Annotated in this window: 28 protein-coding genes and 1 pseudogene; 13 read left to right on the top strand and 16 right to left on the bottom strand. The window is 65.1% G+C overall.

The window, feature by feature from the left end; translation table 11 throughout:
- Positions 1-3: 3 nt before the first annotated feature.
- From N4G47_RS07455 to N4G47_RS07440, 4 genes are all read right to left on the bottom strand, one after another.
- On the bottom strand, positions 4-981 hold the full coding sequence (locus N4G47_RS07455; RefSeq protein WP_475286179.1) for an MsnO8 family LLM class oxidoreductase: 978 nt from the start codon (positions 979-981) through the stop codon (positions 4-6).
- Positions 982-995: 14 nt separating this feature from the next.
- On the bottom strand, positions 996-1,358 hold the full coding sequence (locus N4G47_RS07450; protein WP_475286177.1) for a DUF3088 family protein: 363 nt from the start codon (positions 1,356-1,358) through the stop codon (positions 996-998).
- Between the two features lie 156 nt (positions 1,359-1,514).
- Complete coding sequence (gene msuE, locus N4G47_RS07445) at positions 1,515-2,096, bottom strand: FMN reductase (RefSeq protein ID WP_475286174.1); 582 nt, start codon at positions 2,094-2,096, stop codon at positions 1,515-1,517.
- A gap of 53 nt (positions 2,097-2,149) precedes the next feature.
- The gene (locus N4G47_RS07440; RefSeq protein ID WP_475286172.1) at positions 2,150-4,726 is read right to left on the bottom strand and encodes a TonB-dependent receptor plug domain-containing protein; all 2,577 of its coding nucleotides are present in this window, start codon (positions 4,724-4,726) and stop codon (positions 2,150-2,152) included.
- 471 nt (positions 4,727-5,197) lie between these two features.
- On the opposite strand from N4G47_RS07440, the gene ftrA reads away from it, so the two are divergent.
- Complete coding sequence (ftrA, locus tag N4G47_RS07435) at positions 5,198-6,199, top strand: transcriptional regulator FtrA (protein ID WP_475286171.1); 1,002 nt, start codon at positions 5,198-5,200, stop codon at positions 6,197-6,199.
- A gap of 78 nt (positions 6,200-6,277) precedes the next feature.
- A complete protein-coding gene (locus tag N4G47_RS07430; RefSeq protein WP_475286169.1) occupies positions 6,278-7,522 on the top strand; it encodes a hypothetical protein in 1,245 nt (414 codons plus the stop codon).
- Between the two features lie 18 nt (positions 7,523-7,540).
- On the opposite strand, the gene N4G47_RS07425 is transcribed toward N4G47_RS07430, so the two are convergent.
- The 3 genes from N4G47_RS07425 to N4G47_RS07415 form a co-directional block, all read right to left on the bottom strand.
- Entirely contained in the window at positions 7,541-8,041 is a 501-nt protein-coding gene (locus tag N4G47_RS07425) for a hypothetical protein (protein ID WP_475286167.1), read from the bottom strand.
- 92 nt (positions 8,042-8,133) lie between these two features.
- Positions 8,134-8,721, bottom strand: coding sequence for a TetR/AcrR family transcriptional regulator (locus N4G47_RS07420; protein ID WP_475286166.1), 588 nt, complete (start codon positions 8,719-8,721; stop codon positions 8,134-8,136).
- Between the two features lie 115 nt (positions 8,722-8,836).
- Positions 8,837-9,781: an AraC family transcriptional regulator gene (locus N4G47_RS07415; RefSeq protein WP_475286164.1), complete on the bottom strand. Its 945-nt coding sequence runs from the start codon at positions 9,779-9,781 to the stop codon at positions 8,837-8,839.
- A gap of 102 nt (positions 9,782-9,883) precedes the next feature.
- Here N4G47_RS07415 and N4G47_RS07410 point away from each other — a divergent pair, with 102 nt between their 5' ends.
- Positions 9,884-10,723, top strand: a complete 840-nt coding sequence (locus N4G47_RS07410) for an oxidoreductase (protein WP_475286162.1) — start codon at positions 9,884-9,886, stop codon at positions 10,721-10,723.
- Between the two features lie 54 nt (positions 10,724-10,777).
- Here the strand turns inward: N4G47_RS07410 and N4G47_RS07405 are convergent.
- Positions 10,778-12,546: pseudogene (locus N4G47_RS07405) on the bottom strand (oleate hydratase).
- A 207-nt stretch (positions 12,547-12,753) separates the two neighbouring features.
- Here N4G47_RS07405 and N4G47_RS07400 point away from each other — a divergent pair.
- From N4G47_RS07400 to N4G47_RS07390, 3 genes are read left to right on the top strand one after another with little or no spacing between them, the layout of a single operon-like run.
- On the top strand, positions 12,754-13,209 hold the full coding sequence (locus N4G47_RS07400) for an SRPBCC family protein (RefSeq protein ID WP_475286160.1): 456 nt from the start codon (positions 12,754-12,756) through the stop codon (positions 13,207-13,209).
- 11 nt (positions 13,210-13,220) lie between these two features.
- On the top strand, positions 13,221-13,535 hold the full coding sequence (locus N4G47_RS07395) for an ArsR/SmtB family transcription factor (RefSeq protein ID WP_010484635.1): 315 nt from the start codon (positions 13,221-13,223) through the stop codon (positions 13,533-13,535).
- A 2-nt stretch (positions 13,536-13,537) separates the two neighbouring features.
- A complete protein-coding gene (locus N4G47_RS07390; RefSeq protein WP_475286158.1) occupies positions 13,538-13,996 on the top strand; it encodes an SRPBCC family protein in 459 nt (152 codons plus the stop codon).
- Positions 13,997-14,019: 23 nt separating this feature from the next.
- Here the strand turns inward: N4G47_RS07390 and N4G47_RS07385 are convergent, their stop codons facing one another.
- From N4G47_RS07385 to N4G47_RS07365, 5 genes are all read right to left on the bottom strand, one after another.
- Complete coding sequence (locus N4G47_RS07385; protein WP_475286156.1) at positions 14,020-14,550, bottom strand: hypothetical protein; 531 nt, start codon at positions 14,548-14,550, stop codon at positions 14,020-14,022.
- A 189-nt stretch (positions 14,551-14,739) separates the two neighbouring features.
- Positions 14,740-15,441 (bottom strand): Tox-REase-5 domain-containing protein, encoded by a 702-nt coding sequence (locus N4G47_RS07380; protein ID WP_475286154.1) that lies wholly within the window; start codon positions 15,439-15,441, stop codon positions 14,740-14,742.
- The gene (locus N4G47_RS07375; RefSeq protein ID WP_475286152.1) at positions 15,441-15,803 is read right to left on the bottom strand and encodes a hypothetical protein; all 363 of its coding nucleotides are present in this window, start codon (positions 15,801-15,803) and stop codon (positions 15,441-15,443) included. Before N4G47_RS07375 ends, N4G47_RS07380 begins: the two co-directional genes overlap by 1 nt.
- Positions 15,800-16,252 carry a DUF4123 domain-containing protein gene (locus N4G47_RS07370; RefSeq protein ID WP_475286150.1) on the bottom strand — a complete coding sequence of 151 codons (453 nt, stop codon included), beginning with the start codon at positions 16,250-16,252 and terminating at the stop codon, positions 15,800-15,802. The genes N4G47_RS07375 and N4G47_RS07370 overlap by 4 nt, the downstream gene beginning before the upstream one ends.
- 2 nt (positions 16,253-16,254) lie before the next feature.
- Positions 16,255-16,668 carry a PAAR domain-containing protein gene (locus tag N4G47_RS07365; protein ID WP_475286148.1) on the bottom strand — a complete coding sequence of 138 codons (414 nt, stop codon included), beginning with the start codon at positions 16,666-16,668 and terminating at the stop codon, positions 16,255-16,257.
- Positions 16,669-16,911: 243 nt separating this feature from the next.
- On the opposite strand from N4G47_RS07365, the gene N4G47_RS07360 reads away from it, so the two are divergent.
- Together N4G47_RS07360 and N4G47_RS07355 are read left to right on the top strand one after the other, a co-directional pair.
- On the top strand, positions 16,912-17,289 hold the full coding sequence (locus tag N4G47_RS07360) for a DUF4180 domain-containing protein (RefSeq protein ID WP_475286146.1): 378 nt from the start codon (positions 16,912-16,914) through the stop codon (positions 17,287-17,289).
- A gap of 97 nt (positions 17,290-17,386) precedes the next feature.
- Entirely contained in the window at positions 17,387-18,151 is a 765-nt protein-coding gene (locus tag N4G47_RS07355; RefSeq protein WP_475286144.1) for a COG4705 family protein, read from the top strand.
- Here the strand turns inward: N4G47_RS07355 and N4G47_RS07350 are convergent.
- Complete coding sequence (locus N4G47_RS07350) at positions 18,148-18,930, bottom strand: 3-hydroxybutyrate dehydrogenase (RefSeq protein ID WP_475286142.1); 783 nt, start codon at positions 18,928-18,930, stop codon at positions 18,148-18,150. The genes N4G47_RS07355 and N4G47_RS07350 overlap by 4 nt on opposite strands.
- Positions 18,931-19,047: 117 nt before the next feature.
- Between N4G47_RS07350 and N4G47_RS07345 the strand changes: the two genes are divergently transcribed.
- The 4 genes from N4G47_RS07345 (at position 19,048) to N4G47_RS07330 (ending at position 22,825) form a co-directional block, all read left to right on the top strand.
- The gene (locus tag N4G47_RS07345) at positions 19,048-20,421 is read left to right on the top strand and encodes a M1 aminopeptidase family protein (RefSeq protein WP_475286139.1); all 1,374 of its coding nucleotides are present in this window, start codon (positions 19,048-19,050) and stop codon (positions 20,419-20,421) included.
- 252 nt (positions 20,422-20,673) lie between these two features.
- A complete protein-coding gene (locus N4G47_RS07340) occupies positions 20,674-20,946 on the top strand; it encodes a nucleotide pyrophosphohydrolase (RefSeq protein ID WP_475286137.1) in 273 nt (90 codons plus the stop codon).
- Entirely contained in the window at positions 20,943-21,485 is a 543-nt protein-coding gene (locus N4G47_RS07335) for a hypothetical protein (RefSeq protein WP_475286135.1), read from the top strand. The genes N4G47_RS07340 and N4G47_RS07335 overlap by 4 nt, the downstream gene beginning before the upstream one ends.
- A 128-nt stretch (positions 21,486-21,613) precedes the next feature.
- Positions 21,614-22,825, top strand: a complete 1,212-nt coding sequence (locus N4G47_RS07330; RefSeq protein WP_475286133.1) for a DUF2075 domain-containing protein — start codon at positions 21,614-21,616, stop codon at positions 22,823-22,825.
- A gap of 69 nt (positions 22,826-22,894) precedes the next feature.
- On the opposite strand, the gene N4G47_RS07325 is transcribed toward N4G47_RS07330, so the two are convergent.
- Complete coding sequence (locus N4G47_RS07325; RefSeq protein ID WP_475289907.1) at positions 22,895-23,626, bottom strand: hypothetical protein; 732 nt, start codon at positions 23,624-23,626, stop codon at positions 22,895-22,897.
- Between the two features lie 99 nt (positions 23,627-23,725).
- The gene (locus tag N4G47_RS07320) at positions 23,726-24,565 is read right to left on the bottom strand and encodes a type 1 glutamine amidotransferase domain-containing protein (protein ID WP_475286131.1); all 840 of its coding nucleotides are present in this window, start codon (positions 24,563-24,565) and stop codon (positions 23,726-23,728) included.
- A gap of 96 nt (positions 24,566-24,661) precedes the next feature.
- On the opposite strand from N4G47_RS07320, the gene N4G47_RS07315 reads away from it, so the two are divergent.
- A complete protein-coding gene (locus N4G47_RS07315) occupies positions 24,662-25,585 on the top strand; it encodes a LysR family transcriptional regulator (protein ID WP_475286129.1) in 924 nt (307 codons plus the stop codon).
- Positions 25,586-25,893 lie beyond the last annotated feature (308 nt).

Raw genomic sequence — 25,893 nt, 5'->3', positions numbered from 1 at the left:
AGGTCAGGCCACCGCCGCGCGCGGCGCGGGCGACAGCAGTTCAAGGGATGTCAGACGTGCGTCGAGGTCGGCCACCGGCGCATCGAGGATGAATTCACCCACGCCGAAGCGCCGGTGCAGCGCGTCCAGTTCGCCGCGTACATGCTGCGCATCGCCGGACAGCACACTCGGGCGGGTTTCCTCGACACGGAAGTCGGTCACGCCCACCTGGCGTGCGTACTCGGCAGCGGCCTCGGGGCTGGGCAGGTTCACCGTCTGCCCGGGGCCGAGGTGCAGCTTGTAGACCCGCAGTGCGCCGATATGGCGCGCAGCCGCTTCGGCGGTAGGTGCGGCGAACGCCACCGTGGCCAACAGTGGAGGCTGCGTGGAGACACCGCGGTAGGCGTCGAACGCAGCCTCGATATGTTTCGGGTCGCCATCAAAGTGCGCGGCGTAGACGAAACGCCAACCCAGCTCGGCCGCCTGCCGCGCACTCTGCGGGCTGGCACCGAGCAGGAAGCGCTCCGGCGCCTGCTGCGGAATCGGACGCGCCAGCGCATCGGCGTCAACGCCCGTCAAATAGCCCTCCAGGTCGCGCAGTTGCTGATCGAAGTCAGCGAACGCCGGTCGTCCTGCCGCCAGTGCTGCCGTCGAGGCCGGCAGGCCACCAGGGGCCTTGCCCACGCCCAGATCAACGCGGCCCGGTGCCAGCGCGGACAGCAGGTTGAAGTTCTCCGCCACCTTGTAGGGCGCATAGTGGCGCAGCATCACCCCGCCGCTGCCGATGCGGATGCGCCGGGTCTGCGCCAGCACCCACGCCGCCAGCACTTCCGGTGCGGGGCTGGCCAGCGTCGGCGCGGCGTGGTGTTCGGCAAACCAATAGCGGTGGTAGCCCAGCTGCTCCGCACGCTGCGCCAGCTGCAGGCTGTTGCGCAGCGCCTGTTCCGGCGACGCACCCTCGGCCACCGGGCTCTTGTCCAACACGCTGATCTGATAGCTCATGCTCGCGTCCTCGCTCAGGGATGGGCCACGGGGATGCCCAGCAACCCGTTCAGCGCGGCCAGGATCGGCTCGGCACCGGAGATGTACTGCCGGTCCTGGTGGGCGCCACTGGCCAGTTCGCTGCGCACGCCATGCGGCAACACCAGCTTCGGCAGCGACTGGTCCTGCTCGCCGATCGCGGCGATCACCTCGCGGCGCGGCCGCGCGAAGCCGATGCGGCGCACGTCCAGCTGCGCATCCAGGCCATCGATGCTCGACAGCGCACCTTCCAGCAGCAGGCTGTGCCGGCAGAAGAAGCGCTGGCCGGGAAGCTGACCGTCCTCGAACTCGCGGTCGAGCAGGAACAGGATGGGTTTATCGGTTGCGTCCACACTCACGGGGTTGTCCTCATCGGTGCCGGCAATGCCATGCCGCTTCGATTTCGATGCTAGAGATACCGGCAGCGTCGACGGCGATGCCTGGCGACAATCGGCGGTCAGATCCGGCCATGCAGATGCGCCTTGGCCATAAGCAAAGCGCCGCCCGTTATGGCGTCAGGCGATGCGCCGAAGCGGCACCGGCAAGACCCGTGCCTGCGCGGCCAGATGCCCGACCGCGCGCTCGGCGGCAAGCCCAATCCGCGCCTGCAAGGCCGCGCTGTGTATGCGCTCGCCTTCGAAATCCGCTGGCGTTGCATACACCCCGATCGGCAGCGTGTGCGCCTGCAGGAAGCTGAACAACGGCCGCAACTGGTGATCGATCACCAGCGCGTGGCGTTCGCTGCCACCGGTTGCCGCCAGCAGTACCGGCGTATCCACCAGCGCCTCCAGCCCGATGAAATCGACCAGATGCTTGAAGAGGCCGGGATAGGAGCCGCGGTACACCGGCGCCGCCACCACCAGCAGTTCGGCCGCCTCGATCGTCTGCAGCGCCTGCTCCACCGCAGGCTCGGCCTCATCACGCGACAGCGACTGCCCCAGCGAGCGCGCGATCGGCGCCAGCTCCACCAGCTCCACGCTGGCATGCAGCCGCTGCTGCAGCGACTCCAGCAGATGCCGCACCAGCAACAGCGTGCGCGACGTCGCCGAACTGGTCGGCGACCCCACCAGCGCAACCACCTTCAAAGCACCTGACATTGACCTGCTCCTCTGTAGAGCCGAGCCATGCTCGGCTGCCGTTGGCCTGAACCTCAAAACCGGTAATTGATCCGCCCATACCAGAACGCCCCGATCCGGCTCAGCACATCGCCCGAATCCCAGGTGGTCTCGATACTCGCCACGTCGGTAGCGCTACGTGCGTACTCCGGCACCTTGCGCGTGCGCTTGTCGAACACGTTGTTGATGCCCAGCGCCGCGCTCCAACCCGCCCCCAGCTCCACCGCACCTGAAAGGTTGGTCACCAGCACCGGCGGCTGCTTGTACTCCACGCCGTTGTTCAGCCGCTTGATCGGGCCGTAGTAGGTGAAATCGACGTTCGAGCGCCAGCGCCCGTTCTGCCAGCCCAGCCCGGCCACCTGCGTGTAGCTCGGCGTGCGGAAGCGCAGCGCGTACTCGCTGCTCTTGGTCAACAGATTGATGTTGGGCAGCCCCTGCAGCGCCGCAGGAATGTCGCTGACCTTCTGGATGGTGGTGCGCCCCACGTTGGCCGCATAACTCCAGCGCAGCTTGCCCCACGCCGTTTCCTGGTTCGCTTCCAGCGTCAGCTCGACCCCGCGCGTGCGGGTATTGCCCACGTTGGTGAAGTAGCTGGCGTAGAACGCATCACCTGGCAGGATGCTGATGCCCGCCGAACCCAGCAGCGCATCGATGGTGTTCTTCTGCGCCGCGCTCAGCACGGTGCCGCTGTTGTCGGTGATGCGCGCCGGGTCCTGCGCGTTGTAGCCGATCTGGCTGGACTGGCCGAGCTGGCCTCGGATGTCGATCTGGTACGCGTCCAGCGCCAGGTGGAAGGCCGGGCTGGGGTCCCAGGTCACGCCCAGGCTGTAGTTGGTGGCCTTCTCCGGCTTCAGTGGCGTGGCGCCCAATGCGACGGCCGCCGGTGAAGATACCTGCGCCACCAGCGTGGTGCCGCAGGGGCAGCTGCCGGTGGCCTGGTAGAACTGCGCGCCCAGGCTCGGTGCGTGGAAACCGTTGCTGACCGTGGCGCGCAGACCCAGCGCATCGGTGAAGTCGAAGCGCGTGGTCAGGCGGCCGGTGGACACGCTGCCGAAGTCGGAATGGTCTTCCCAGCGCGCGGCCGCATCCAGGTACCAGCGCGAGGTGATGTTGGTGGCCGCGCCCACGTAGACCGCCTTGCTGTTGCGAGTGGCCTTCACCGCATCGGCGGTGGAGTAGCCCACGAAGGCGGCCGCACCGAAGCCGGTGTACGACTCCCACTGCCCGGCCCCGCGCTCGTACTGTTCATGCTGGTACTCCGCACCGGCACTCACTTCCAGCGGCGAGGCGAACGCTGCCACCTCGAAACCACGGCGCAGATCCAGATTGGCGATGCCCTGTTGGTAGTCCAGCTTGCCGTCGTAGAAATCGGTGGGCGAACCGGGATACGGCAGCGAGTAGTTCACCGAGTTGCGCGTGTAGGTGCGCACCGTGCTGCGGTTACCGGTCAGGCTGGCGTCGTAATCCCAGCCCGCGATCTGGCCTTTCACCCCCGCAGTGCCGGTGTACTGCTTCTCCTTGGTTTCCAGCACCGGCAGGAAGCCATCGGGGAACACGCTCAGTACGCCGGGAGCCCTGTAGGTGGTGAAGATCGTCGCCGGCAGGCGGAAGTTCTGGATCGCCTGCGCGGTGCGGTCGCTGGCCGTGGCATTGGCGTAGAACTGCGCACTTTCACCCAGTCCATGGCCCACGTTCACCGCGAACGCCTTCAGCGCATACGAGGGCGAGCTGAGGATGGTGTTGGCCTCAGCATCACGCGTGGCCTCGGCTGGGTTCGGTGACGCGCCGGCGGGCAGTCGGTTGTTCGGGCGCAGGGCCACCCGATTGCCGCTGGCATCCACCGCCGGATAGCTCAGGTAGCCATCGATATAGCGCCGGGTGCGGATCGCGTGGTGCTGACGCGTGGTCTCACCCGACAGATTGATGAAGCCGTCAGCGCCCCACGGCAGACCCACATTCGCGCGCACGCTGGTGCGCGAACCATCGCCATCGACGCTCTGCCCGCTTTCCACGGCCAACTCGCCACCGTGCGCCTGCGATTTGAGGATCACGTTGACCACGCCGGTGATCGCGTCCGAGCCATAGATGGCCGATGCACCATCGCGCAGCACTTCCACATGGTCGATGGCCGAGACCGGAATCAGCGCCAGGTCGGCCCAGGCATGGCCCGGAAAGCCACCACCGTTTGCCCCACTCACGTAGGCGCTGGCATTGCGGCGCTTGCCGTTCACCAGCACCAGCGTGTAGCCCGGCGACAGGTTGCGCAGCTGGTAGCCGCGGATCAGGCTCTCCTGATCACTCTGGTAGCCACCAATCTGGCTGAGCGAGGGCAGCGCACGCTGCAGGGCTTCGAGCAGGTTGGCCTGACCCGTTGACGCCAGATCCTCGGCGGAAATCACGTCGATCGGCGTGGAACTGTTTTTCACCGTGCGCGTACTGGTGCGCGACCCGGTCACCACTACCGCATCCAGCGTAGAGGCGGCGACATTGGCGGTCGCTGCCGTGGTGGCGGGCTCGGCATCGGCTTCAGCGGCATGGCTGGGCGACGCAGCAAGGACAGCGGCAATCAGGACGGCAAGAGAGCTCAGGACAGGAGTGTGGGCGGCAGGCATGGGGGCTCGTGGGGGTGGGCCGGAGACACGCTTCCATTCAAGGGCCTGTTCACGCGCCACGACAGGCGGAATCGCGTCACCCAGCCGTAACATCCGGCCACTCACATGACTGCTGGTAATGAGGTTAGGCAAGGCTGGGCCGGCACGCCGCCCGATGGCGCCTCCATGAATGGCGACGGACGAACGGCGAACGGCGAACGGCGAACGGCGAACGGCGAACGGCGAACGGCGAACGGCGAACGGCAGGGTAGAGTCGACTGTTAGTCGACTATCGCGCGTAGCGCGGGCATCCAAGCGGTGTCGCCAACAGCAGTCGACTAACAGTCGACTCTACCCAGTCAGTTGTCCCAAGCCCGACGGCCATCCCCAGCCTGCTTCCGATCAACGCCCCCTCGTGCACATGCTCCACAGGCATCACCTCATGCCCGCACGCTACTGCGCGCCGCGCACCACCGCCCGTAGCATCGATCCATGTCCAGCCCATCTGCCGATCCCGCCGCGCCGCTCGTCGCCATCGTCGCCTGTCACGGCCAGGGGCTGTTCGAGTTCGGCTGTGCGGTCGGCCTGTTCGCGCCCGTGCGGCCGGAACTCGGCGTGGCCTGGTACCGCACGCAGCTGTGCGCGGGTGAGCCCGGGGCGCTGCGCATGCTCGGCGGCACGCAGGTACAACTGCCCTTTTCACTCGATGCCGTCGAAGATGCCGACATCATCGTCATCCCCGGCTGGCGCGAACCCAGCGAGCGTCCGCCGCAGGCGCTGCTCGATGCCCTCATCCGCGCCCACGCACGTGGTGCGCGCATTGCTTCAATCTGCTCCGGTGCCTTCGTGCTGGCCTGGGCCGGCCTGCTCGATGGCCGCCAGGCCACCACCCACTGGCGCCTCACCGAAGCGCTGACGCATGCGTTCCCGCGCATCGATGTGCGCGAGGATGTGCTGTACGTGGACACCGGCAGCATCATCACCTCCGCAGGCTCGGCCACCGGCATGGACATGATGCTGCACATGGTGCGCAAGGACTACGGCGCGCGCGTGGCCAACCTTGTAGCCGAACGGCTGGTGCTGGCGCCGTGGCGTGATGCCGGCCGCAGCCAGCGCGTCAGCCGGGCCATCCCCAGTGGCGAGCCCACGCGGCTGGCGAAGCTGATGGAGTGGATGCGCCGCAACCTGCGTGAACCGCACTCGCTGGGCAGCCTCGCCGAGCAGGCGGCCTTGAGCCAGCGCACGCTACAGCGACAGTTCCTCGAAGCCACCGGCCTGTCGCCCATCGACTGGCTGATCCGCGAGCGTGTGGCCTACGCCCGCGAACTGCTGGAAACCACCGACCGGCCATTGCAGTGGATCGCCGAGCAGGCCGGCTTCGGCTCGCAGGAATCGTTCCGCCGCCATTTCCGCAGCCAGGCGGCTGCCAGCCCGACCGAATATCGCAGCCAGCATCGCAATGGCATCGGCGCGGACCGGCTGGTCGGCTGCTGATTGTCTCCTTCCCCGACTTTGCACGCCGTTCCCACCCCTGCAAGATAGGGCCATCCCCGCACTGCCGATGGAACGGTGATGACTGACAGCCCGTACCGGAACTACCGCGTTGGCATCGGCATATCGCTGCTGCTGGCCACGCTCATCGGCGCGCTCTCGCTCATCGCGGTGGCCACCCCCAACCTGGGCTGGGGCGCCGTGGCGCTGGCCACCGTGGCGATCTGGGTGGGCGTTCCGTTGCTGCTGGTTCTGCTGCTGGCGTGGCTGCGCTACATGGTGCGGCAGCGCGGGCGCGTCCCTGGCCGCGTGCACGCGATGATGTTTGCACCGACCGCCGCGGCCTTGCTCATCGTCCCCGTGTGGTTTTCCCTGCAACGCAGCTGGGATAGCGTTGCCGGCGGCTCGCGTGCGCCCATTGCGGAGCTGCACATCAATCTCAGCGGGCAGCCGCTGTGGCTGGACACCTCGCCGTATGCATCCACCGGCTCCGGCGCTGGCCCGGACCTGCCGATGCAAGGCGATACACCTGAGCGCTTCGTGGCCTTCCACCGCTACCCCAACGCGGAATCCGATGCGGACAGTGGCTTCCCCTACCAGGACGCGCGCCTGAAGCGCTCCGTTGATCATTACCGCTACGCCACACCGTCGGGAGATCGCGCCGTGACCGATGTGCCACTGGTGCGCCAGGCGTATCCGGACACCACGCCATTCAACGCCGGATGGCGCCGTGCGGGCACACCGGAGCTCGTGCACCTCTATTACCACTACAGCGATCACGTGGAGGTCGCACCCACGCTCGCACGTCTCAGCGGCCTCACCGCCGACGAACTGGAGCGCAGCCGCCTCGAAGGCCTGGTGCTGTTCAAGGTCCACAACTACGGCAGTGCGCCGATGGTGCGGCTGGAGGTCAACGGCATCGCACTGGACATCGGCGACAGGGCCCTCGCAAACATCCCCGCAGCACCAATGGACTGCACGTCCTACGGCCTTCCCGCCGGTGTCGCGCTGATCTCGCTCGACCTGCCGCTGCAGGTCCGCTGGCAGACTGTCGATGCGCCCACGCGATGGCACAGCGCGCGCGTGCAGGTACCTGCGTTCCGGCAACCGCAGCCACTGCAGGGCCAATCGACCCTTCAGCGCACGCTGCTGTACGTGCTGCCCGATGGCGCGCTGGCCGCCGAACGCTACGCCGAGATATTCGAGGGCAATACGTTGCGCGGCATCAAGGCCACCGGCCTGCCGCCCAGCGCTGCTTCCCACGCTGCATGTGGCAGCGCCCGCGCCACCTACGGCGAAGGCGCGGACACCGTCCTGGCCGACTGATCCGCAGCGCTGGCGGTCTCAGCCACGCGTACGTGCAGCGCGCGCATGGATCACCCAGCACTGCGCCAGGAAACCGATGGCGAACAGCAGCGCGCAGCCGAGCAGCGTCTGCTGGATCACCGGCGCCAGCGGCGCAGCAGCGACAGGGTGACCCACCGGCAACCGCGTCAGCGTTTCATTCACGCCTGGCACCAGCGACAGCAGGAAGCTGAAAGACAACGCGAACGTGGACAGATAGCGCGCCGCACGCCCAAGCCAGCGCAGCCGCGCCAGTACCACACCGCCGAACGCCACCAACAGCACGATCACGCCGAACGCATGGCCGGGGTTCAACCCGCCCGTACTGGAGACCGTGAAGGATGTGGCCACCGACAACAGCAGGCCCCACAGGTAGAGCTTGCCTGAGCGCGTGGCAGGATCGATCGCGCCGTGGCGGATGAAGCCGTACACCCCGGCCAGCACCGGAACCAGGCTGACCGCGGTATGCACGACGCCAAGGGTCGAAAGTGGATGCGACATGGGAATCTCCATTGAATGATTGAACCTACTAGTAGGTAGGCCTGAAAGGCAAAGAAAAGGCCTGCGCTTGGGCAGGCCGCACACACCACAACTCAGGCAGCCACGGCCACCCGCGCGATCGCCAACCGCGCCAATGCCGCGAAGGTCGCTGCATCGCCCAACCCCCGCGCAGCCAGCATCGCCCCGTGCACCGCAGACATGAACGCCTTGGCCTCATCGGCGGCAGAACCCTGCAACCGCAACTGGCCGGCCGCCGCGCCCTTCTCCAGGGTGAGCGCCAGCCAGCCGCTCAGGTCCTCGAAATGCCCGCGCACTTCCTCGGCGATTTCCGGCGGAATCATCGGCGCCTCGGCCGCCAGCATTGCGCAGATGCAGAACGACGAGGTGCCACCGGCAATGCAGCTGGACCAGTAGTCCACATAGGCCTGGAGTTCGCGCAGCGGATCGTCCAGCTGCCGATCCAGCAGCGCCAGGCCCTCGCGCGCCTCGGCCCGGTACAGCACCACCACCGTACGCACCAGTTCCGCTTTGCTGGGGAAGTGATGATGGATGCTGGCCTTGCTGATGTTCACCCGCGCCGACACATCGGCGTAGCTGAAACCGTTGTAGCCACCGGCCTCCAGCAGCGAACGGGCGTGGGCCAGGATCTCCTGGGCCTTGGGCGAGAGCGACTCTTTCATGGGTCACAACCTACTAGTAGGTAGACCCGCAGTCAATACCCCACCCTGCCGCCCCCACCGGTAGTGCCGGCCGCTGCCCGGCATCCCAGAAAACCAAGGCGATCCCTGCGCCCGTTCAATGCGAAGACACGTACATCGCATCGGCCGGCGGCGGTGGCAGCGCGAAGCTGCGCCGCATCCGCGCCACTTCGGCAGCGGGCGGCAACCCAAACAGGCGCTTGAACTCGCGATTGAACTGCGACGCGCTGGCATACCCCACCGCCAGCGACGCCGCTTCGGCGGTCATCCCCTGGCGCAGCATCAGCAACCGCGCCTGATGCAGCCGGGTCGATTTCACGTACTGCATCGGCGAGGTACCGGTCATCTTGCGGAAGTGATCGTGGAAGGTCGCCACGCTCATCCCGGCCCCTGCTGCCAGCTGCCCCACATCCAGCGCCGTGGCATACGCCGCATGGATCGTACGCAGCACCCGGCCAATGCTGCCGAAGCGCCCGCGCATGGCCAGTGCCTCGCGCAACGCACCGCCCTGTGCGCCGGTCAGCACACGGAAGTAAAGCTCGCGCACCAGCGCCGGGCCCAATATGGCCGCTTGCAACGGCTCGGCCAGCGCCTCCAGCAGGCGCAGCACCGTGGCCTGCATCGGCGCCTGCATCGGGCTGGACATCATGCTCTGCGCCGGCGTTTCGGTCGTACCCGCCTGCTCGCCCAGTTCAATCAGCAGCTCCGCCGCCATCTGCAGATCCAGGTGCAGGTAGATCGCCAGCAGCGGCGCCTGAGGCGATGCCTCGGTTTCCATCGTGAACGGCACCGGCACCGACACCGCCAGGTAGTGCTGCGCGTCGTACTGGTAGACCTGCCCGCCCAGGTAGCCGCGCTTCACGCCCTGGCACACGATCACGATGCCCGGGTCATACAGCACCGGCGTGCGCGCCAAGGGACGGTTGGATCGCAGCAGCCGTACCCCGGGCAGCGGCGTGAGCGTATAGCCCTCCTCCACCGCCAGCGTCTGCAGGAGGCCGACCATGCGCGCCTGCACCTGCCGTTGCAGGGAATCGACCACAGGCACCTCAGAGGAATAGGCAAGACTGGGCGAAGCCTAGGCCTGGGAATGGCCTCGCGCAAGCACTAACGTGCAAGCCCTGCCCTCTGCCAACTCCCGATCATGACCACATCCCGACTCCTCCTCATCACCGGCGCCAGCAGCGGTTTCGGCCGCGCGCTTGCCCAGCAGGCACTGCTGGCCGGCCATCGCGTGATCGGCACCGTACGCAACGACGCCGCGCGCCACGCGTTTGAAGCCCTCGCTCCCGGTCGCGCCCTGGGTCGCCTGCTGGACGTCACTGATACCGCTGCCATCGATGCACTCGTCGCCGAAATCGAAGCGAACGTCGGCGCCATCGACGTACTGGTCAACAACGCCGGTTACGGCCACGAAGGCATCCTCGAAGAATCCACGCTGGCCGAGCTGCGCCAGCAGTTCGAAGTGAACGTGTTCGGCCCGGCCGCATTGATCAAAGCAGTGCTGCCGCACATGCGCGCGCGCCGCCGCGGCCACATTCTCAACATCACCTCCATGGGCGGCTTCATCACCCTGCCCGGCATCGCCTGGTACTGCGGCAGCAAGTTCGCATTGGAAGGCATCAGCGAAGTGCTCGGCAAGGAAGTCGCGCCGTTCGGCATCCACGTCACCGCCGTCGCGCCGGGCTCATTCCGCACCGACTGGGCCGGCCGTTCAATGGTGCGGGCGCCGCGCAGCATTGAAGACTACGACACGTTGTTCGATCCCATCCGCAGTGCGCGCCAGGCCAAGAGCGGCCAGCAGCTGGGCGATCCGGTAAAGGCGGCGCAGGCCATGCTGCAGATCATCGACAGTGATGCGCCGCCGCGCCATCTGCTGCTGGGCAGCGACGCACTGCAACTGGTACGCGCAAAACTGGCATCGATGGTCGGCAACATCGATGCGTGGGAACCGCTGAGTCGCTCGACCGACAGCACCCCGTAGGCGCTACCGGTCGATTGCTGGGGTGCGGTAGCGCCGGGCCACGCCCGGCGAGGCCTAGTCCTCCTGCACCAGCTTGAACTCGCGCAGCAACCCACCAATCTGGGTCTTGTCCAGCTTGCTCATCAGCAGGTTGCGCAGGAACGCCGGCCCGGGAATATCGAGTTCCTTGCCATCGCGCAGCCGTCCGGTCGCGGCCAGCAGCGAGCGCACGTCATAGGTGGAATTGAACACCTCCGGCACACCGCGCTCGATATCCAGCAGCGTGTACACCGCTTCCATCGGCGTGCGCACCGAGTACTCGGTGGTGAAGATGCAGTCGCGCTGCTTCGATTCGGCGAACTGGCCGATGAAGGCGAAGTTCACCGCCCCTCCGGCACCACGTCCGGGCGGTCACCGGCCTGGCGCGGCATGAAGAACGCGGTGATGTACGGCATCATCACCGGCACCGTCTTCGCGCCGGTCGCGGCCAGTTCGTCGATCTCTTCCACCGGCACGCCCAGGTGGTACAGCCACTCGCGGGTGATCTCCTCGCCGGTACAGTCCTGCATCGGCTTCTTCACGTAATCGCCGGGCGTATCCACAAACAGCGAGTACACCCAGACCACGATCTGGTCCTTGGGCTGGTTCTTGAAATGCGGCTGTCGGTTCACCGTCCAGCTCATCAGCCAGCGCGAATCGCGCACGCTGACGATGCCGCCGGTCACCACCTTGCCGCTGAAGGGATCGCGCTTGGCAATCTTCTGGATGTAAGCCGGAATGCGTGCATCCAGCGTGGTCACCGTCGCCGACTCCCACTTGGTTTCCGGAATATGCGCGCCGAATACATCCGGGCGCCCGAACGCCGCATCCTTCGCCGCGATGCGCCGCCACAGGTCCCAGGCCGGCGCCGGGCCTTCATTCAGGCGCGCTGCGGTGTGGTGGTCGCCGTTGTCCGAGTTCTCGGTCAGCGAACCGATGGTCATGAACAGCAGATCGTCCGCACCCAGATCCACGCCACCGGCCACACCATCACGCAACCAGTGGATGCGCGTGGCCTGCTTGCGGTCCGGCTGGAGATCGAAGTCGACGTCGGTCACCTCGGTGCCGTACTGGAACACCACGCCCTTGTCCTGCAGCCACGTCACCAACGGCAGCACCAGCGATTCGTACTGGTTGTACTTGGTGAACTTCAGCGCCGAGAAATCCGGCAGCCCACCGATATGGTGGATGAAGCGATGCAGGTACAGCTTCATCTCCAGCGCCGAATGCCACTCCTCGAACGCGAACATCGTGCGCCAGTACAGCCAGAAATTGCTGTCCAGGAAATCACGGCCCAGCACCTCGTTGATGCGCTTGTTCTCCATCTCCTGCCGGGTGGCCAGGAACAGCGCGATGATGTCCTTCTGCGCCTGCTCGGTCAGGGTGAACAGGCCATCGGTGTGTGCATCTTCGCCGCGATTGATGGTGGCGCGCTGCAACGAATAGTTCGGATCGTCCTTGTTCAACCAGTAGAACTCGTCCAGCACGCTGGCATCGTCGATCTCCAGCGAGGGAATCGAGCGGAACAGATCCCACAGGCACTCGAAGTGGTTCTCCATCTCGCGACCACCACGGATCACGAAACCCTTTTCCGGCACCTTCAGGCCATCCAGCGCGCCGCCGGCAATCTGCTGTTGTTCCAGGATGGTGATGCGTTCACCGGCCATGCGCCCGTCGCGCACCAGGAACGCCGCACCGGCCAGCGAGGCCAGCCCCGAGCCGACAAACCAGGCGCGCTTGCCATCCACACCGGCCGGCTTGCGCGGCCGCGCGAAGGCTTCGTAGTTGCCACTGCTGTAGTACATGCACTGCTCCTTCCTGGAGGGGTCCACCCCACTCTAGCGCCGAACCCGTGTCCCTCATGCTTCAGCCCGCCTGCGACCCAGTGACGCAGTAGTGCCAGGCCAGGCCTGGAAAGCTCCTCCAAACGACCTCATTTGACATGCAGGCATTTGCCTGCATATAGTCGACACCAAGGACGGCACTCGCCCGCCCATCGCGAGGAACCTGCAATGGTGGATATCGCACATCGGGTTGGCATCAAGGCCCCCGCACGCCAGGTGTATCAAGCACTGGCCACCCCCGAAGGCGTCGCCGCCTGGTGGGCAGAAGACACCCACGGCGACCGTAACGTCGGCGGCACGGTCAAGGTCCGTTTCACCAACAACGGCCAGGAAATCGGCGCCATGCAGATGAAGCTGGAACAACTGGTTCCTGACGAACTCGTGCTCTGGCAGTTCCTGGCCGGCCCCACCGAATGGATCGGCACGCATGCGCGTTTCGTGCTGAAGCAGGAGGGCGACTACTGCATCGTGCTGTTCACCCACGAAGGCTGGAAGGAACGCGTCGAGTTCACCTCCCACTGCAGCACCAAGTGGGCGGTGTTCCTGATGAGCCTCAAAGCCCTGCTGGAAACCGGCAAGGGCCAGCCCAACCCACACGACATCAGGATCGACAACTGGAACTGAAGACGCCCCGCATGAATGCAGACAAGGTGTTCAAGGCCTTGGCCGACCCCACGCGCAGAACCCTGCTGGACCTGCTCTGCGCAGACAACGGCCAGACCCTGGGCCAGCTCTGCGAACACCTGGACATGGCCCGGCAATCGGTCACCCAGCATCTGGGCCTGCTGGAAGACGCCAACCTGATCAGCACCGTGCGCCGTGGCCGCGAGAAGCTGCACTTCATCAACCCGGTGCCACTGCATGAGGTCTACGAACGCTGGGTACGCAAGTTCGAGCAGCAGCGCCTGAGCCTGCTGCATGACCTGAAACGAGAACTGGAAGGAGAATGACGATGTCCGCAGAGACCACCCGCTTCATCCACGTGATCTACATCGCCTCCACACCGCAGAAGGTGTTCGAGGCCATCACCCGCCCCGAGATCGCCAGCCGCTACTGGGGCCACGAAAACGTCTCGGACTGGAAACCCGGCTCGCGCTGGCAGCATGTGCGCGCCAACGAAACACGCTCGGTCGAGCTGGTCGGCGAGGTGGTGGAAAGCACCCCGCCCTCGCGGCTGGTCATCACCTGGGCCGCCGCCACGCAGGCCGACAACCCGGATGCCTACAGCCGGGTCACCTTCGAGATCGTGCCCTACCAGGACATGGTGCGGCTGACCGTTACCCATGACGAACTGGAACCCGGCAGCGGCATGGATACCGGCATCCGACAGGGCTGGCCGATTGTGCTGTCGAGCCTGAAGTCGCTGCTGGAGACGGGCAAGGGGTTGGATGTGTTTGCCAAGCCGAGTTGATTCGCTGCAGGGCGCGAAACGCGCTACCCCAGCAAGGGATCCGTAACCGGAAGCAGCCCCAGGTCAACCAGGCTCATCTCGACCTGGTTGGCCTGTTTGACGGCATGGGCATCAGCAAGATCGAGAACTTCCGTGGCGAGGATGAGCGTGCCACCACCCCGACGCTCAAGCCTTGCTGCGGCAGGAACCTGTTCTTGGGTCAGCGGGGCGTCTACGTAGCCCATCCAGCCGAGGAATTCCCGATGTGGGAAGGGCGCGCGATGAATGCTGTAGAGCAGTCGTTCGGCACCGACAGTTTGCCTTACGTTTGTCTGTACCAGACGAACGTCGGGCGTCCCGGACAATCCGTGCAGGATGGACCACATGCCATCCGACGGTCGTTCGAATGCTTTCTCAAGGTCCGAGATACTGAGCCGGATCGTACCCAGACTCGGATCGATCGCCACTCCCACTCGACCATGCGCCCTCCACGCCTTCTCATCGCCAGCGTTTGTCAGCTGAACGCTGGGCGGCCCCAGATCCAGCCCCACAAACTCGGGGTCATCCGCTTCCATCTGCGCGATGATCCTTGATCGCTCCGTGAACGCCACAAAGGGGCCTTTGGTCCCCGGGGCAAGGACCACCAGTTTCGTGGTTCAGGCTCCAGGCTACCCAATCCCTCAACTACTGCTTCACTGAACGCATACGCATCTTGCAGTGAGAGCTTCTGCGGGGTGAACTTCACTATCAACGTTGCGCTCATTTCAAATCCTGCCTAGAAGCAAAGGAGTGTGGCGGACATTCTCCGGTGGAAGTCCGGCCTCGACAGCGGCAAGAAATGCAGAGGCGTCCATGAAGTGCCACTCCAGGCGCCCCTGAGGAGCTGCAGGAGCTACAGCTGCCGTCTGAACTTGGTAGCTACTGATCCATGATTGAACTACAGAAAATGTGAACGGCTTCGCATCCAGGCCACGTTCGTCGAAGAACTTGTCAAAGTTTGCCTTGGCCTCCACCACGGTGCATCGCCTCCGCCAGAATCCGTCGAATGCATGGCCGCCGAACAACCACTCCAGCGTTGTGTACTCGCCACCTCGTCCAAATAGATTCTTGAACGATTCAAGATCCATGTTCACGATTTCATCCGCACTGTCGCCTCGCTTCACATAGCCGAATCTCTCCGGGCCGGCATACATGTTCGCTATCTGGAGCTGGTAGTCATAGTTGATACGCGTGCGCCGCGTGATGTACCGAGGCGTCGGCGGCTGTCCTACCCTGCCATCGCCGAGCCGGCACTCGTTGCAATCGCTGGCGTCGTGAGTGTCTGCACACTCCGCCTCACGTGCCCTTACGTCGGGCTTGTCCTTCACTACGTCCTTGGCCGCATCTGCCGCCGCTGCGGCGGCAGCCGCTGCGGCTGCGCGCTCGGCCAGCTTTCCCAACCCCCATCGAATCGGAATGGCAGCCATTACACGACGTCCTTCGGCCAGCGATGAAGAGCCACCAAGGCACCCAGCAGATCCGCTGCCTGGATGTTGGGCTTGACCGCATGGCGCATGGCGATGTCCACGTCGACATTGCGATGAAGTTCTCCACCGCTGCCGACATCCGCCTTGGTCCATGCGACCAGTGTTGGCAGATGAGTGATGCCAAGTTCATAGGCGGCATAGGTGTAGCAGCGATCCGTCTCCGCCAGCAACACCGCATCATCCAGCCCTATGACCCGCTCTGGCAGGTCACGACGGATCTCTGCCGCAAGTCGAGGCAGGAACGAGAAGGGATCAGGCAGACGCAGCAAGGCCTCCTGTCGAGCATCCAGCTTGAGCATCATGGTTTCTCCACCGCCATGTGATCCAACTCCCAAAGCTGCCCCTGCAGCTGTACCGACCAGCGCGAGAACGGCCCAATGAACGCGGCCCTCTGCGCCAGCGTCATTACTCCCCACATCCGGTACAATGCACGTCCGTCCCAAAGGCGGAACAGCGCCCCGGCTCCATCCTGCAGCTGCATCGCCATGCGGGCCTGAAGATGCGCCACGACAGCGTCGACGTTCACTGTACTGGAGAAACGGCAGACGGCACCCGGGATCGCGTCGAGATTGAATAGCCACTGATGCAGGACCGGGTCCTCATTCAGAAGAAACAGCCAAGGTCCGGCATCTTCATGAAGGCTTTCCGGCTGCCCTTCGAACAGCGCTCGAGCCCTTCCCTCCGCTGCATACCGATGCAGAACAGCGGCGCTGTCGGCACAGCGTGCTGCATCGACGATGGCATAGTTCATGCTCATCTCCTCAGGAAAGCCGTACCGCGGCCTGCCGCAGCCCGCAGACATGCCTCGCAGACGGGCTTGCTGGGCACCGTAGAGGCGGCCAGCCATGGCGGCCGCTCCGCAACCGGCGCAACAGACTTCTCAGGCGCGGGTGCTCCCCCTGAAGAAATGTCCACCGTCAACTGGGTGCCCGCCATCAGGCTGCACCCGCATTCCAATCGATCTCCATCCCGGGCAACTGGCTGGCCATCCACTCGCCAGGTAATGTCGCCGGTGACGATCGAGAAGATGCCCTGATGCTTGGGGCACGTCGCTTTGTCCGAAATGCGGGCCACGGCATTGCCATTGATGTCGGTGAATGGCGCGCCGGTGATGACGCGTCCACCACCGCTGGTTCTATCCCCTACCACCACGATCAATCGACCCATATCTGCATTCCGCGCGAGGTGAGCGCTGGCCTACTCGGCCGGCGCCACGAAACTAGCGGCGTTGCCAAGCAGGCATCCAGCAACAATGACCCAATCGCAGCGCATCGATCCGGTAAGGTGCTGAAGGAAAAGGGAACGTTCTCAGCACGGCCACACAGATCGCCCCGAACATGTGGTGCTTTACGACACTCAGCACTGCACAATCCGACAGGCTGGACGTAAGGACAAACCCCAGGACACCCCATGCCCCCTTCTCTGGAACTGCTCGGCACCACCCGTATCCTGCGCACCGAGACGCAGGGTCCCGCACTCGATGCCAACGGCCTGCGTGATCTGGTCGGCGACGCACTCGGGCATCAGGCCGAGTGGATTGCCATCCCGGTGCAGCGCCTCTCTCCAGACTTCTTCGAGCTGCGCTCCGGCATGGCCGGCCAGTGGCTGCAGATGCTGGTGAACTACCGCCTGCGCTTCGCCGTGCTGGGCGATGTCAGCGGCTACCGCGCACAGAGTGAATCGCTGGACGCGTGGATCACCGAATGCAACCGCGGCCACAATGGCTGCTTCGTTGCCGACTGGGATGCGCTGCTGGCCCGCCTGTCGGCCTCGGCCAGCGCGGGCTGAACGCCAGCCCCACGCCCACCCTCACCGAACCCGGTTCCGACTGCACTCCGACGCCGCCCGCCACAGCATCACCGACAGGCTCCACGGGCAACGTTCGATGCGTGCTTCAGACACCGATTCCCTGCACAGCAAAGTGGCGGCGGTCACCCTCGGCTTCTGGGTGATGAAGATCGCCGCCACCACCCTCGGCGAGACCGCGGGCGACCTGCTGTCGATGACGCTCAACCTGGGTTACGTAGCCAGCTCGGCCATTTTGCTGACCATCTTCGCCGGCCTGCTGGGCATGCAGTTGTCGGCACGACGCTTCCACCCTGTGCTGTTCTGGTCGGTGGTGCTGGCTACCAGCACCGCCGGCACCACCATGTCCGACCTGCTCGACCGCACGCTCGGCCTGGGCTACGCCACTGGCGCCAGCCTGCTGGCCGGCTGTCTGGCGCTGGTCCTGCTGGCCTGGCGGATCTCGGAAAAGTCGATCTCGGTCAGCAACATCGCATCGCGCCGCGCCGAAAGCTTCTACTGGACCGCCGTGCTGTTCTCCAACACGCTCGGCACCGCGTTGGGCGACTTCCTTGCCGACGATTCCGGGCTCGGCTTCACCGGCGGCGCACTGCTGATCGGCAGCCTCATCGCGCTCACCGCGTTGGCCACCCGCATCAAGGGCATCAACCGGGTCATCCTGTTCTGGATCGCCTTCGTGCTCACTCGTCCGTTCGGCGCCACCTTCGGCGACCTGCTCACCAAGCCGCTGGAAAAGGGCGGGCTGGGCTTCGGCACGGTAGGTTCGTCGCTGGTGCTGTTCACCATCCTCGTTACGCTGGTGGCGCTGCCGATGCTGCAGCGGCGCGCGCAACCGGCACACTAGCGCGCCGTCCAACCCCCATCCACCGGCAGCGCCGTACCGGTGATCTGCGCTGCCGCGTCCGAGGCCAGGAACACCACCATCTCGCCCAGCTGCTCGGGCGTCACGAACTGCAACGAAGGCTGCTTCTCGGCCAGCAGCGCACGCGCCGCGGATTCTTGATCCGTGCCGTCCTTCCCGGCCAACGCAGTGATCTGCTGCTCGACCAGCGCGGTCCGCACCCAGCCCGGGCAGATCGCGTTGGCGGTGATGCCGGTGCCCGCATTCTCCAGTGCAGTCACCTTGGTGAAGCCCACCACGCCATGCTTGGCCGCCACATAGGCCGACTTGTTCACCGAGCCCACCAGCCCGTGCACCGACGCGATGTTGATGATGCGGCCGGCGCCCTGCTGCTTCATGTGCGGCAAGGCCGCTGCTGTTGCATGGAACACCGCCGACAGGTTCAGCGCCAGGATCGCATCCCACTTCTCGACCGGGAATTCCTCGATCGACGCGGTGTGCTGGATGCCCGCGTTGTTCACCAGGATGTCGATGCGGCCCATCTTCGCAACGGCGTGATCGATCATCGCGCGCACCGCCTCGGCCTTGGACAGGTCGGCGCCGTCATGCGCCACCCGTACACCGAACTCGGCTTCCAGGCGGGAACGGATGCGCTCGATCTCCGCCGCATCGCCAAAGCCATTCAGCACGATGTCCGCGCCCTGCCGCGCCAGCGCCGTGGCGATGCCAAGACCGATACCGCTGGTGGAACCGGTAACCACCGCAACCTTGCCACTGAACATGGGTGAGCTTCCATCGGACGGAGTCACAGTGTAGATCCACGCCACGCGTGGATGCTCCCCCTCGGCATAAACCCACATTCCCCCTATATTCACCCCAATCCACCCATGGATGGCCCGATGAACCCCTGCAAGGCTCTGCTGCCCACCGTAGTCGCCGCACTGCTCGCCCCCGCCATCAGCCAGGCCGCCTTGCCCGCGCAACCAGCCACGCCGCTCACCACCGGCAGCGTGCGGGTGGATATCGCCAGCGGCCGCGTAGAGGGCGATGTGTGCGTATCCAATGCCACCGCCCAAGCCCACTTCGTGCTCAACGCCGGCCTGAACGTCGCACGGGTCACCGATGGCGAAGGCAAGCCGGTCGGCTTTGATGGCTGGTACGCCCCGGGCGTGGATGGCGAAGCGCGCGTCTACACCCTGGCCGAACCCGCCGCCAAGCTCTGCGTGCAGTACGTCGGCGCGTTCCCGCTGTACCCGAATCACGATGCCCTGGGCGACTTCAAAGGCATGATGGCGTTCAACGGCGACAGCGCCCGCTTCACCGAGCAGTCCGCGTGGCTGCCGCAGGCGTTCGACCCCAAGGCCCGCGTGCGCAGCAGCCAGAGCCGTTACGACCTGCAGGTGGACTGCGCCGGCTGCCGTTTCCTGTATCTCAACGGCAGCCCGGCCGTCGAAGGCGCACAGGGGCGATTCCGCAGCGACAACGTGCGGCCGATCCTGCTGTTCGGCGGTAGCAGCCCGATCACCCGCACCGCGCAGGTCACCATCCTCAACGAGACCCTGCCCGCGGCCAAGGTCGATGCGCTGTCCAACACGGTGCAGAAAGTGGCCGACGTGCACAGCCGCTACATGGGCGTACCGTTGGCTGACCGCCCCACCTTCCTGCGCATGGTCACGCTCAACCAGATCGAGCGCGACCGCGAAGGCAGCGAATGGGGCTTTGCCACCTGGCCGACCATCGCCATGAGCGGCAGCATCGGCAACGTGGTCGATTCACTGCTGGCCGGCGGCGAGAAGGCCGAGCGGCGCGTGCAGTACATCGCGCACGAAATGGGCCATTACTACTTTGGCACGCTCAACCGTCCGCAGGGGCCGTATTTCTGGGTGTTGTTGGAATCCAGCGCCGAGTTCCTGTCGATCAAGGCGCTGCGTGAGATCAGTGGGGATGCTGCAGCCGATCGCCATATCGCGCGGCTGCAATCGGCCGTCGACAAGACGGACAAACCGCTGCAGGCGTTCGACACCATCGACAGCAACTCGGATCTGGGCGAGTTGTACCGCTACGGCTACGGCCCCTTACTGCTGCTCTCGCTGGAAAAGCAGGTGGGTGAGGCGAAGATGCAGGCCTTCATGCGCGGGCTGCTGGCCGCACCCTCCCCCACGAACTGGAAGGAGCTGCGAGCCGTCGCACTGAAGGCCGGCATCGATGCCAAGACCTGGGAGAACTGGCGGGCCAACTGCGTGGCAGGTGGCACACCAAGGTGCCGGGATTGATGTGTAAACGGGCGCGCATCGCCTGATCGCTTCACCCACGAGGGCGCCCATTGGCGCCCTTGTTGCTTCCAGGCCAATCAAGGGCGAAATGTCGCTTACGCCCTGTCAGCATGGGTAGAATTGGCCAAATTCTGTCGTACAAGGCCATGCCATGGATCACCCTCTTGTTGAGGTTCGGGGCGCTGCCCAGGCGCTCAGGGAGTTCGCCGAAGCCCGTGACTGGGCGCAGTTCCACTCCCCAAGAACCTTGTCATGGCCCTTTCCGGCGAAGTTGGAGAGCTGAACGAGATTTTCCAGTGGATGACCGAGGCCGATTCCTTCAAGGCAGCGTCTTCAGAAGCCACCGCCAGCGCCGTACGCGATGAAATCGCCGACGTAGCGCTGTACCTCATCCGGCTGTCGGACGTGCTGGGCATCGATCTGAACGAAGCCGTCAGCAGCAAGCTGGCCACCAATGCCGCCAAGTACCCGGTGGACCTCTCGCGGGGTGTCAGTACCAAGTACAACAAGCTGTCGCAGCCATGATCGTCTACCAGGCAGACAAGGCGTCCTTCCTTCGTCAATGCAACGACGAGGAGATCGAGGAGGTCATCCGCGCCAGTTTCAAGGCCGCGACAAAGGGTGACGTGGGCGAGTCCGAGATCCGGTCCTGGCGCGAGTCGCTTCGCTACGTGGCGCGTGCGCTCACCCATCACTCCATTCCCGATGACATCGGCGTGGCGGTGGAGTTCATTCTTCCCCAGTCGAAGAAGCGCATCGACGTCGTCCTGACCGGTCACGCCGAGGATGGCTCACCGCACGTCATCATCGTCGAGCTCAAGCAGTGGTCCGCCATCAAGCCGACCAAGCGCGACGCCATCGTAGAGCTTCGTGAAGGGCAGCCGCTCGTCCACCCCAGCTATCAGGCGTGGTCCTATGCTGCGTTCCTGGAAGGCTTCAACGAAGCGGTCCATGAAGGAAGGCTCCAGCTGCACCCCTGTGCCTACCTGCACAACTATGTGCCGGACGGTGTCATCAACTCCCCCACTATCAGCCCTACATTGAACGGGCCCCGCTCTTCCTGAAGAGCACCGGGGATCTGGAAGGGCTGCGCAGCTTCATCAGCCAGTACACCTGCAAGGGCGATGGCGCGTCTGTACTTGCCGAGCTGGAGAATGGGCGAATCCGTCCCTCCAAGGCGCTCGCCGACGACGTGCATCGGCTGCTGAGGGGAAACAGCGCCTTTGCGCTGCTCGATGAGCAGAAGCAGGTATTTGAAGCCGCCAAGGCCGCCTGTGCTCAAGCGCACGCGAGCGGAAAGCCCCGCGTCGTCATCGTTGAAGGCGGCCCGGGCACGGGCAAGTCGATTGTCGCGGTGAACCTGCTCGCGGCGCTTCGCGATGGGTTGACCGTCAAGTACATCTCCAAGAATGCCGCGCCTCGCGCCGTATACAGCAACACGCTCATCCAGAAGCCCGAGAACGCCCATCTGGTGCATCTTTTCGGCGGCTCCGGCTCGTTCACCGAGTCGGCGCAGAACGCGTACGACGTATTGGTCGTGGATGAGGCACACCGCCTTACCGAGAAGAGCGGGTTCTATGGCAACCTCGGTACGCACCAGATCCAGGAATTGATCAACGCCGCACTGTGCAGCGTGTTCTTCATTGACGAAGACCAGCGTGTCACGCTGAAGGATGTCGGCACCAAAGAAGCCATTCGGGACTTCGCACTCGCCCGTGGCGCGACGGTGGAGGAGTATGTCCTGTCCTCGCAGTTCCGTTGCGCAGGCTCCGACGGCTATCTCGCATGGCTGGATGACGTGCTGCAGATCAGGCCCACCGCAAACACAACGCTGGACGAGAACAGCTACGACTTCCAGATCTTCGATGATCCGTCCGCGCTGCATGCCGCCATCGAAGCCAGGAACACCGGCAACCGCGCGCGCGTGGTGGCTGGCTACTGCTGGCCGTGGAACAGCAAGAAGAACAGCAAGGAAATGGACATTGTCATCGGCAACTACCGGCGGCAATGGAACCTCAACGACGACGGAAGCCTCTGGATCATCTCGCCGGACTCGGTTGACCAGGTAGGCTGCATCCATACCTGCCAGGGGCTGGAAGTCGACTACATCGGGGTGATCATCGGGCCGGACCTGGTCATGGAAGACGGCGCGCTCAAGACCGTGCCTCGCGCGCGGGACCGGCACGACAAGACCATGAAGGGATTCGTGAAGCTGTCAAAGGCTCATCCCGCACACGCGGCCGAGCTTGCGGACACCATCATCAAGAACACCTACCGCACCTTGATGACCCGAGGGATGAAGGGCTGCTACGTCTACGCGACCGACCCGCAGGTTGCGGCCTACTTCAAGGCCCGGCTGCAACGCGCGGCAGCTGTTGAACAGGCGGTAGAGGTGGAGGCCTGAGCGCCGCCACCTGACGGTCATCCGAGGTAGATCCACGCCGCGCGTGGATGCTTGGGCCTCACCGCCCCATCACTTCCAATGATCCGGCCCCAGGAACGGGAGGCTCAACACAAACACCGGAACCGCCACTGGCACCAGCGCCGCACCCAGCACTTTGCCTGCCGCCGTCCCAACACCCGGCCTGTCCTCCCTCTCTGGCTGGATCCGCTGCGCCCGTGCACTGATCGGCTGCGCCAGCTTCGCCTTCTCCGCAAGCGCCGCAGCGTCCGGCAACTTCACCCGCTCGCCGTCGCCCTCGAACAGCGCGCTGTAATAGCTGCCGCCCTTCTTTGAAAGATTGCAGGCCCGATCAAACGCCAGCGCGTAACGGCTCCGATCCTGCGGCAGGTAGTAGCGTGCATGCTCATCCACATACTTCGCCTCGCGCGGGAGCACCTCAATCCGCTCCAGCTTGAACTGCGCGGCCTGTTCCGGCGTCACCTGCTCCGGCCGCAGCAGCAGCGCATAGCTGCCGTGCACCTTGGCCTTGTTGGCCGGGTCGCGCCAATCCTCGTGGAAGTACATCTGCGCGCAGGCCACCGCCTCACGCAGCGGGCTGTCCATCAGCGCCCGGTACTCGCGGAACGGCGCGGCATTGAAACGCATCGGCTCTTCAAAGCGCGGCAGCAGGTACAGCTGGCCGTCGTCGGCCACGAACGCACCGGTGATTTCGCGGCTTGAGGTGTTCACCTCGGGGCCACTGGCGCAACCAGTCAGCAGGCCAAGGCACAGGGCGGAGAGAATGAAGAAGGACGTTCGCATGTCGTGTTCGAGGCTTCCTTGGGGAAAACCGGCTCCGCCCATAAGGACGAAGCCAGTCCGCCATGGTGCCATGGCACCGCACGCGATGCAGAACCCGACTTACTTCAACCGCTCCACCAACCGCTGCCCCACCTCCAACGCCGAAGCCGGGTTCTGGCCGGTAATCAGTTCGCGATCCACCACCACATGCCCGGTCCACGGCGCGGCATTGCTGCTGAACCTCGCGCCCGCCCGCTGCAACGCCGTCTGCGGGTAGAACTTCATCTCACCGCCGCCCAGCAGCGGCTTGGCCTGCTCTTCCTCCTGGTTGCTGATGACCGTCATCTGGTAGCCGCTGTAGATCCACTTCGGCGTGGCCGGCGTGGCACCGGCTTCCAGCTTCGCCACGAAACCACCCGCATCCGGCAGCGTGGACAGCAGCGCAATCGGCCCGTGGCAGACCAGCGCGGTGGTCTTGTTGCGCTGGTGGAAGTCGGCCAGCAGCCGGCCCAGCGCCGGGCTCTTCAGCAGGTCCTGCATCGGCGCGTGGCCACCGGGAATGTAGACCGCATCGAAACGCGCGTAGCCCTGCTGCTCAACGCGCGCCAGGCTGACCACCGGAGAGGCCGTCGGCGAGGTCAGCGCCAGCTTCTCCAGTAGCTCCTTGTGCAGTTTCAGCTGCGCGGCATCGTTGCCGAAGTACGCCGGCGTCACCGAGGACGCATCCACCGTCGGCGCCCGCCCCTGCGGCGTGGCGAAGGTCACCTCGTGGCCCGCGTCCAGCAGCAGCTTGACTGGCTGCATCAGCTCGTTGAGATAGAAGCCGGTCGACAGCACCTTGCCGTCCTTCAGGTCCAGGTGGTTTTCGTCGGACAGCACCACCAGCACGTTGGCGGCCTGCGCGCCGGTCGCGGCCAAGGTCAAGGCCAGCGCTGCGGCCAGCCGGGTCATCAGGTTCATGGGGAGCTCCTATCGGGGAATGCCGACCACTTTATTCATAGCCCCAGCGGCGATAAATTGGCCTCACCGCAAAACATCTGTTCCCCGGAGAGCCAAATGAGCCGCAAGTTCGACTACCTGGGCGATGTGGAGGTGTTCCTGGCGGTGGTCGAGCACGGCTCGTTCACCGCCGGCGCGGTGGCGCTGTCCACCACGCCCTCGGTGCTGAGCCGCGCGGTCACCCGTCTGGAAGCGCGGCTGGGCCGGCAGCTGCTGCAGCGGACCACCCGCCGCGTGGGCCTTACCGATGCCGGGCGGCTCTATCTGGAACAGGTGCGCACCGCCTTCGGCCTGCTGGACGACGCCGAGCGCGACGTACTGGCCCAGGACGGTGCGCTGGCCGGCCGCGTGCGCCTGAGCGTGCCCACCACCTATGGCCACTACCGGCTGCCGCCCGTGCTGGTGCGCTTTGCGCAGCAGTACCCGGAGGTGCAGGTGGAACTGAACATCACCAACCGCAACGTGGACCTGGTGGCCGAAGGCTTCGACCTGGCCATCCGCCTGGGCCAGCTGCCGGACAGCGGGCTGGTGGGGCGCAAACTGGAAGACGCGCCGCTGCTGCTGGTGGCCGCGCCAGACTACATCGAGCGCCGGGGTACGCCGCAGACGCTGGACGATCTGCAGCAGCACCTGTGCCTGCCCTTCGTGATGCCGCGCACCGGGCGGCTGGCGCCGTGGATCTTCCGCGACGGCGGGCGCGACGTGGACTGGCTACCGCGTTCGTCCATCGAGACCTCCGACGATGTGCTGGGCGTGGTGTCGCTGGCCGAACAGGGCATCGGCATCTGCCAGAGCTATGCGTTCATCGTGCGCGAGCGGTTGCGGCGCGGGGAACTGGTGGAGGTGTTGCCGCAGCTGCGGGGGAGATCGCGGCCGTTCTCGGTGATCTATGCGCCGCATCGGCGGCAGTCGGCGGCGGCGCGGGCGATGATTGAGTTGCTGGTAGGGAATGCGGGGGTGGCTGGGGATGGTGGTGGTTGAGGCTGTGACGCTTGCTGGCGGTGTCGTGTTTGAACCGATTTTCGGGGCGTGGGGCTGATTGGGCGCTGTTGCCTGCCGTGCATGACTAAGAACTGTTGTAAAGAAAGCCGTCGCGCTATGCGCTTGTGGCGCGGGCGATTGCGTCATTCGGAATCGCAATCAACAGAGCAGCTACTCGAATACGTCTGGCGGTGTCGCGTGCTGCATGAATGGTGCGTGCCACAATAGTTCTTCGCTCTCGGATTCCGCGATTCCTTCGCGAATTTCTATTGGAACTCGAAGCGGCGGCGTAAACACCATGGCGCGCC

This window comes from Stenotrophomonas sp. GSD10 (assembly GCF_056172695.1).
This window is presented reverse-complemented; position numbering and strand designations above follow the sequence as displayed.